General features: G+C 62.2%; 8 protein-coding genes. 1 reads left to right on the forward strand and 7 read right to left on the reverse strand.

From position 1 onward, the window contains the following. Window positions 1-297: hypothetical protein (locus tag AC1XOS_RS16800; RefSeq protein ID WP_481963378.1), on the reverse strand; the 297-nt coding region annotated here is incomplete at its 3' end. A gap of 7 nt (window positions 298-304) precedes the next feature. After that, window positions 305-1474, reverse strand: a complete 1170-nt coding sequence (locus tag AC1XOS_RS16805; RefSeq protein ID WP_481963379.1) for a M20 metallopeptidase family protein — start codon at window positions 1472-1474, stop codon at window positions 305-307. Between the two features lie 142 nt (window positions 1475-1616). On the opposite strand from AC1XOS_RS16805, the gene AC1XOS_RS16810 reads away from it, so the two are divergent. Continuing rightward, window positions 1617-2780, forward strand: coding sequence for a hypothetical protein (locus tag AC1XOS_RS16810; protein WP_481963380.1), 1164 nt, complete (start codon window positions 1617-1619; stop codon window positions 2778-2780). Here AC1XOS_RS16810 and AC1XOS_RS16815 read toward each other — a convergent pair. The 5 genes from AC1XOS_RS16815 to AC1XOS_RS16835 all read right to left on the reverse strand — a co-directional run. Then, window positions 2772-4004, reverse strand: coding sequence for an MFS transporter (locus tag AC1XOS_RS16815; RefSeq protein WP_481963381.1), 1233 nt, complete (start codon window positions 4002-4004; stop codon window positions 2772-2774). The genes AC1XOS_RS16810 and AC1XOS_RS16815 overlap by 9 nt on opposite strands. A 6-nt stretch (window positions 4005-4010) precedes the next feature. Then, window positions 4011-5735, reverse strand: a complete 1725-nt coding sequence (locus tag AC1XOS_RS16820) for a sodium:solute symporter (RefSeq protein WP_481963382.1) — start codon at window positions 5733-5735, stop codon at window positions 4011-4013. 215 nt (window positions 5736-5950) lie between these two features. Next, window positions 5951-7111: a DNA polymerase III subunit beta gene (dnaN, locus tag AC1XOS_RS16825; protein ID WP_481963383.1), complete on the reverse strand. Its 1161-nt coding sequence runs from the start codon at window positions 7109-7111 to the stop codon at window positions 5951-5953. Window positions 7112-7248: 137 nt separating this feature from the next. Then, entirely contained in the window at window positions 7249-7557 is a 309-nt protein-coding gene (locus AC1XOS_RS16830) for an anti-sigma factor family protein (RefSeq protein WP_481963384.1), read from the reverse strand. Window positions 7558-7611: 54 nt separating this feature from the next. After that, window positions 7612-8255, reverse strand: a 644-nt coding sequence (locus AC1XOS_RS16835; protein WP_481963385.1) for a M28 family metallopeptidase, incomplete at its 5' end; no start/stop codon positions are given.

Here is an 8255-nt window from a genome sequence, read left to right on the forward strand (position 1 = left end):
CGGCAGGATGGGAAAGAGAAATGCCGCCGTCACGCCCATTCCCAGCTTCAGCAATCCCGCCGAGAGGAGTGCCATCGCAAACGGGTAGTTGAGCGGCTCCCCCCCGATCAGCGGGTGCGTCCACGCCCCATCGGCGAGCTGGCGCATCATCGCAATGTGCCAGGGCCAGTCGCTCCAGAGATGTTCCTGCCCCACCCAGACCCCGGTGTTGTCTATCCACAAAAGCCGTGGCAACAGAAACGCCAGATACAAACCCAGCGTCGCAAAGAGAGTCAGGCGTGGTAAGCGGGAGTACACGTCCTAACTACTGGAGGAACCGTCGGGTGGTTTCTGCCATGAGGAGCATACCAGTTTCTAGCGGGGCGTCACCAAAGTCGTATTTTGGGGTGTGGAGCAGATACGGGCAGCCGGTGCCGAGGCGGATCATGGCTCCGGGGGCGTGCTCTAGGTAGAACGAGAAGTCTTCGGCGCCCATCGTGGGCTCTTTCAGTGTGATGAGGTTCTCTGTGCCGAAAAGCTCCTCGCCGACTTCGCGAACCAGCGCGACAATGCCTTCGTCGTTGATGACTGGCGGCGTGCCAGGGCTGAAGGTGAAGGCGTAGGTGGCGCGGAAGCTGTCACAGATACCTTTGATAATCCGCTCCATGCGCTCGGGCATCGAGTCGCGGATGGCCTTGTTGAGCGTCCGCACGGTTCCGGCAAGCTCTGCTTTCTCCGCGATTATATTGCGGGCCGTCCCTGCGTGGAGCATGGCGACGGTCACCACAACCGGTTCCGTGGGCGAGAGCTCGCGGCTGACGAGGCTCTGGAGCGCGGTGACAAGCTGGGCACTGACAAACACGGGGTCTACGGTCTTGTGGGGATAGGCCGCGTGCCCGCCCTCACCCTGGATCGTCAAGCGCCACGAGTCCGAAGATGCCATCGCCGGGCCAACACGCAGACCAAGCTGGCCTGCGGCAAAATCTGGCCAGCCGTGGAGCATGAGCACCGCGTCCACCCCCTCCATACAGCCCGCCGCCACCATCGTAGACGCGCCACTGACGGTCTCTTCGGCGGGCTGGAAGAAGAACTTCACCGTTCCGGCGAAGCTATCCTTAAGCGCGTTCAGCACCAGCGCCGTTCCAAGCAAGTTGGCGGTGTGCCCATCGTGGCCACAGGCATGCATCACGCCGGGATTCTGGCTCTTGTAGGGAACATTGTTCTCCTCAGTGATCGGCAGCGCGTCCATATCGCCGCGCAGGGCAATGGTCTTGCCCGTGCCCTTGCCGCCTTGAACCGTCGCTACAATTCCGTTCATCCCACCAATTTTTGTCTCGTGGGGAATTCCCGCCGCGGTCAGTGCCTCGGCGACTTTCCGCGCCGTGTTCTCCTCGCTCCCAGAAAGCTCTGGGTGTGCATGAAGATCATGGCGAAAGGCGATAATTTGCGGCAAGACGGCGGCAACGTGTGCGCGAAGCTCGGTGTGCGTGGACATGGCTAGATTATACCCGAAGCGAACCTCTCCTCCCCAGCCCTCCTCTCCCAGTGAGGGATGAACGCCCGGGAGAGGGGTTGGGGAGAGGGGTTGGGGAGAGGTTGAAGAAGGAATGTCTCAAGGGGCACGCGAAACTGGCGCTATGAACATGTCTCTTCTCCGGGCACCGAAGCCACGACTCGCGGTCCTGCTCACCCAGTACGGTGCCACCAGCCACGGGATCTGCTACTGCACCAAGCTTCTCGAAGGCAAGCAGTTCGACGATCACTTTGAGCCGCCGCAGTGCGAGGTGGTGGCGATGCACCTGATGGAGGTGGCGTCGAACGATATCGGGCTGGCGACCGCCAAGAAGCACGGGGTCCCGCTCTATCCGTCGGTGGCGACCGCACTCTGCTGTGGCGGCGATACCCTGGCCGTGGATGGCGTGGTGATTATCGGGGAGCACGGCACCTACCCGCTCAATGAGAAGGGCCAGCAGCTCTACCCCCGCCGGGAGCTCTTTGACCAGGTCGTGAGTGTCTTTCGGCAGTCCGGCCGGGTCGTGCCGGTCTTCAACGACAAGCACCTCTCGTGGAACTGGACCTGGGCCAAGTACATGTGGCGCACGATTCAGGAGCTCAAGATTCCCTGGATGGCGGGCAGTAGCCTGCCCTTTGCCAAGTTCGAGCCGCTCGTGCCGCTCCCTCACGGCAAGCTGGACCACGTGATCGCGGTGGGCTACGGCGGCCTGGAGTCGTATGGCTTTCACTCCATCGAGACCGGCCAGCGCATTGTCGAGAACCGGCCCGGCGGCGAGACGGGGGTCAAGAGTGTCCAGGTGCTCAGTGGCGCGGCGGTCTGGGAGGCGCACCAACAAGGGCGCTGGCCCAAGGAGATCGCCGATGCCGCGCTGGGGTCGCTGAAGAAGCCGACGGGCAAGCCGCAGGACTACACCAAGGATGTCTACGCCTACGATATCGAGTACCGCGACGGCCAGCGGATGACGGTCTTGATGCCCAATGGGTATTCGCAGGAGTTTGCCTTTGGCTACCGCGAGAGGGGCAAGAAAGAGATTGTGGCGGCCTCGTACTTTCTCGACGAGGTGCCGCGCCTCAAGCACTTCTCCGCGACCGTCCGGGCGCTGGAGGAGATGTATCTCACCGGCAAGCCCACCGCCCCGAGCGCCCGCACGACCCTGACCACAGGCATCCTCGCCTACGGGATCGAGAGCCACTTCCAGAGCGGCGTGAAGCTCGAGACCCCGGACCTGAATATCGCCTACAAGCCGATACCGACCCCGGCGCACTGGAAAGAAGTTCTACGCTAGCCGGGTGCGTGCGGCCCGAAACAGAATCGCGGCGACACCGAGGTAGATCAGGCCGGTCGAGGAGATCGCGGCGCTCATGGTCACCCCGTGATCGACCGCGACCCCGATCACCAGCGAGCCCAGGCCCGCCCCGAGCCAGCCCAAGAAGTTCATCAGGCCCGTGGCGGTGCTCCGCCGCGACGGGTGAATGACATCGTAGAAGGCGGCGGTGAGGTTAGAGTCGTAGATTCCCTTGCAGAGCCCGTAGCACGACATCGCAACAATCAGCACCCAGGGGTCGCGGGTCCAGCCACAGAGGACAATAAACGGGGCCCCGACCAGGGTCGCGACCGCCTGCACAAGAATCCGCCCCCCGGCATTGGTCCGGCTCCACTTATCGGCGACCACGCCCCCGAGGAGCGAGCCGCCCATGCTCGCCAGCTGGATAAAGAGAGTGGCTCCCAGACCCGCCACCGCGAGCTTGAGGTGGAACTTCTCGGTGAGAAAGGTCGGCATCCAGGTCAGAAAGACCAGCCCGACCAGGTTCGCGCCAAAGTAGGCGATAATCAGCAGGACCGCGGTCTTGGTCTGGGCGAACTCCCGCAGGAACTGGCGCATCGGCACGGCCACCGGCTCGCCCTCCTCGTCACGTGCCCCCTCCTCGCGCTCGGCCTGGTTGCGCTGCGGCTCGTGGATAAAGCGCTGGAGCACGAGCCCCAGAAGAACTCCCGCGACCGCCAGCACCCAGAACGGGGAGTACCAGCCGTAGCGCTCCCCCATCCAGCCGGCCAGCGCCCCGCCCGCGATCGTCCCGGCGTAGATGCTGGTCTGGTGGAACCCGATCGCACGGGAGCGGGTCCGCGGGCTGTGGTAGTCGCTGATGAGGGCCATCGATGCGGGAAAGTAGAAGGTCTCCCCCAGCCCCTCGGCCCCACGCACCAGCACAAAGTGGATCACCCGCGTGCACTGCGCCGTCAGCCCGGTCACCAAACTCCAGGCATAGAGCCCCGCCAGGATCACCATCTTGCGGGGCAGCCGATCTCCCACATGCCCTGCCAAGGGTGCGGTCAGCGCGTAGACCCAGGTGAAGGCCGCCCCGATCAGCCCCAGCTCGGTCTTGGAGAAGCCCAGCTCTTTTTGTAGCAGGGGGAAGACTGAGAAGATTGCGAGCCGGTCGGCGTAGTTGAAGAAGCAGATGAACCAGAGCATCCCCACGACCAGCCACTTGTAGCGAGGCGCTATCATCGTGTCCTACTCCTCGGTCTCGGTGCGCAGCGATGGCGGCAGGTGGTCGTCGTCGCCGTCGGCGTTGTCGGCCTTGCGCTGGGCGGCAGCGAGCACCTCCGGCGGGGTCTTGAACCACACCCCGACCAAGAAGACCGTCAGCGAGCCGATCAGGGCAAACCAAGTAAAGGAGATGGTCGGGAGCCACGCCGGGTGCGCGATCTTGATGCCCAGCGGGTCGAGCACCTTGATGTGTAGATCGCCCAGAAAGCCCGTCATGAGCAGCCCCACCGAGATCGCCAGCAGGTTACCCTTGTCCGAGCCCCGGTCCTTGGTGAACATCCCCAGCAGGAACACCCCCAGCATCGGCCCCACGATATAGCCTGCGATCCCCAGCACCACCGGGATGATGCGAATGTCTGGGTTCTTGACCTTCATGTAGGCAAAGACACTCGCCACGAGCACCATCAGCACGGCAAAGAGCACCGTAAAGCCGCGCGCCCCCTGCATCGCGGCCTCGTCGGTGTACTTCCCACGCCACGCGAGCGCCGGGACATACCAGTCGTTGGTGGCGCTGGTCGCGAGGGCATTGAGCGCCGCGGAGAGCGAGCCCATCGCGGTGGCAAAGACGCCTGCGAGAACCAAGCCCCGAATCCCGACGGGCATGACGTTGAGAATATACGCCCCAAAGATATCCGAGTTCGCTTTGGGCATGTTGGCAGGCACTTGCTGGTAGTAGACATAGAGCAGAATCCCGATAAACGTGAAGACCGCCGCAATCGGGATGTCCATAAAGGCCGCAGTGAGCAGGCTCCGCTTGGCTTTCTGGTGTGTCTCGGCGGTGAGCATGCGCTGCACCATGTCCTGATCCGTGCCAAACATGGCGATATTCATCATGGTCGCCCCAAAGAGCGCGCTAAAGATCGTGTAGTCGCCCGTGAAGATGAGCTTGAGGTAGTCAAGAAAGCCCATGGGGCCTAGGTGCTTATTGGCCGTCTGCCACTCCGCGACGAGGTGCGGCTCAAAGCCGGTCACTAAGTAACCTTCCGGTTTTGCCATCGCCGGGACGGCTTTCAGGAGCGCCTCGAAGCCACCGATGTGACTCAGCAGGGTTGCGATGGCGATCAGCGCGGAGCCGAACATCAGACATGCCTGCACGACATCGGTCCAGATCACGGCCTTGATCCCACCTTTGGTCGTGTAGAACGCCGTGATGATTGTCAGCGCCACAATCGCGACTAAGTACGGCCCAACCGTGTCCACTTGCGCAAACGCCACGGTGGTGCCCCCGTTCTCCGCAAAGAGCTTCCAGGCCAGGACCATCACCAGCGACGGAATAAACAGCCGGGTTCCGGAGGCCAGGGTGCGCATGATGAGAAAGAGCATCGAGACAAAGCTCTTGGTACGCGGGCCGAAGCGGATCGCTAGATAGTCATAGACCGTGTAGACCTTGTAGTCGTAGTAGGGCTTCAGAAAGACCGTCGCGACCACCCAGCGCCCGATCACCACCCCGAGCGTGAGCTGCACATAGGCCAGGCTCCGCTTCTCAAAGCCCTCGCCTGGAGCCCCAAGAAACGTCGCCGCGCTCGTCTCCGCCGCAATGATCGAGGCCATCACCGCCCACCAGGGCACCTGCCGCCCTCCGAGTGCAAAGTCCTTGAGGTTCTTCTCCCGGCGGCCCATGTAGAGCCCAATCGCCGAGATGGCCACAAAGTAGAGCAGGATGATCGCCCCGTCAATAAACAGTCCCATGGGCAGGATTATACCTGTCCTCCGTCTAAGGCATCTCCCGTTTACTCCGCCCAAGACCGTGCTCTTGGAACAGCGATTATAGGGGGGATCTTCTGCCTCGTCAGCGTTGGTGCCCATGTCGTGCAGAAGTCCCCAGAGCTTTTGCCAAATCAGCCCGAGGAAAAATAAAAAGCCGGGAGCAGAATCGCCCCCGGCTTATCCCATCACGCTTCGGATTAGATCACCTGCATGGGCATGAGTACGCAGAGATAGTCGGCGGCGTTGTCGCCAATCGGACGCAGAATACCGGGGCGCAGGGGCTCAGTGAGCTCTAGTACAACACCTTCGGTCTCGATGGCGGCGAGCACATCGCCTAGATACTTGGCGTTAAAGGCGATCTGAATGTCATCGCCCTCGCGTGCCACTTCGATCTCATCCCGCGCCGATCCGACCGTTCCGGCCTCAGCGGACATCGCGAGCTGTGCCCCCTCGGTCTCTAGGACGATACGATTCGCGTTCTCACGGGCGACAATGGCGACGCGCTTGACGGCTTTCTGGAACTCGGCGGTCTCTAGTGTCAGCTTGCGCTCGTGGCCGCCGGGGATCACGCGCTCGTAGTTGGGGAACTGGCCCTCGATCAGACGGGTGATTAAGGTCGTGGTGGCCAGCGTATCGCCGTTGGAGTTTTTCTTGTTGACTTCAAAGCGAGCCTGACCCTGCGCCAGCGCAATCACCACTTCGTCTTCATCCCCGGCAAGGCGGCTGATCTCGTTCATGGCGCGTGCCGGAAGCACGGCCTGGCCTTGGCCTTCGCCCGCCGACGCCACACCACCACGAACCGCGAGGCGGTGGGTGTCGGTGGCGACCATCTTGATCTGCGGGCCGTTGAAGATAAACAGAACCCCGGTCAGAATCACACGGGTCTCGTCGGTGGAGACCGCAAAGGCAACTTGTTTGATCATCGCCTTGAGCACCGCACCGTTCATCGTGATCGTGGCGGTGGGCTCGACATCAGGAAGGGCCGGAAACTCCTCCGCAGGCAGCCCGAGCAGGCTATAGTCGGAGCGGCCACAGCGTAGCTGGGTTTTATTGCCACCATCGGGCCGGTCCAGCACCACATCGGCTTCTGGGAGTGCGCCCAGAATCTCGGTGAAGTAGCGCGAGGGCACGGTAAAGCCCCCCGCCTCTTCCATGTCGCCCAGCCCCGCTTGGATCCGTGCGGTAAGCGAGCACTCCACCCACATCTCCAGATCGGTGGCGGTCAGCTTGAGCGTGCTGCCACCCTGTGGCGTCACTAAAATATGTGAGAGGATCGGCAGGGTCGAGCGCCCTGAAACGGCGCGTCCGACGGTCTGAATGGCCTCATAAAGGTCTTTTCGTGCGGTAATTGCTTGCATGGTTTTCTCCACCCTCCTCCCCCTGCCCCTCCTCCCAATCCTGGGAGGAAGGGGAGTGAGGGGAGATGTCCAGAGAGACTCCCCTCCTGCGGAACCTCCTCCCGGAGTTCTCGGGAGGAGGGGCAGGGGGAGGAGGGTTATAGTTTAATGGGCAAAGTGAACTGCCCGGCTTCATTGATTTTTGTTTCTGCGTCTTCGGTCTGAAGGTGAGGATTGTCGGCGTAGAGTGCCCGCAGCGTGCGGGCCCGGAACGCATCCGATGCCACGACTTCCCCGGCATCCGTGCGGAGCCGCTCCCGCGTGATCTTGAGAGACTGCACCTCCCATGCCAGCTCTGGAGAAGACAGAATCGCCTCCTCAACCCGGCGCTTCGCCTCGGTCGGAAGATCGTCGTCTACATACGGCCCGATCAGCTCACGAATCGTGTCATTGTTCATCCCACTCATAAAGACGTCGCTATCACGGAAAAAGCGTCGCGAGAACCCAATTTTTTTTGCGGGCTACCGTCCGACGACCATGGGAAGACCACGTGCACCGTTCTGGCTGATGGCACGTACGGCAAAGAGATAGTCGTCTTTGGATAAAGGCAGGATGGCTTGAGTGTTAGGAAAGACTTTCTGTCCACTCCAGTCCGGTTCCGTGGTTCGTCGCCAGAGAACTTCGTAGCTTGCCGCGCCCGCAACCGCCGACCACATGAGCGTGGTGGCATTGCTCAGGTCTTGCTTGAGCGTGGCGCGTGTTGGAGCCGACGGTGCATCGGCGAGCTCGGAGAGCCAGGCGAGGGCGACTTGGGTCACGCGGGTGAGGTAGGCGTAGTCCACAAACTCGGGCAGGTCGCCGTATTTGGTGCCCTTCTCCACTCTTAGATCTTGGTGTTGGTGCCGCCAGTCCTCGCCCGGCTCCGTGAATCGCACTGATGCCGGGTAGCCTGCCGCCAGAAACGAGCTATGGTCCCCGCCGCGCCCGTATCTATCGTTGCGTAGCGTGAGCGAAACCGAGATTCCTTTCACCTGCCGCCGTGCCGAGTCCGCAATGGCGCGGGCGAGAGTCCGTGCAGGCGAGTCGCCATCGGTGCCGAGGCTCTTGCGGCGCGTGGCAAGGGTCGGTGATTCGCCTAGCTCCTCTGCTGTTGAGAAAACCCGAA

It is taken from the genome of Armatimonas sp., from assembly GCF_964826245.1.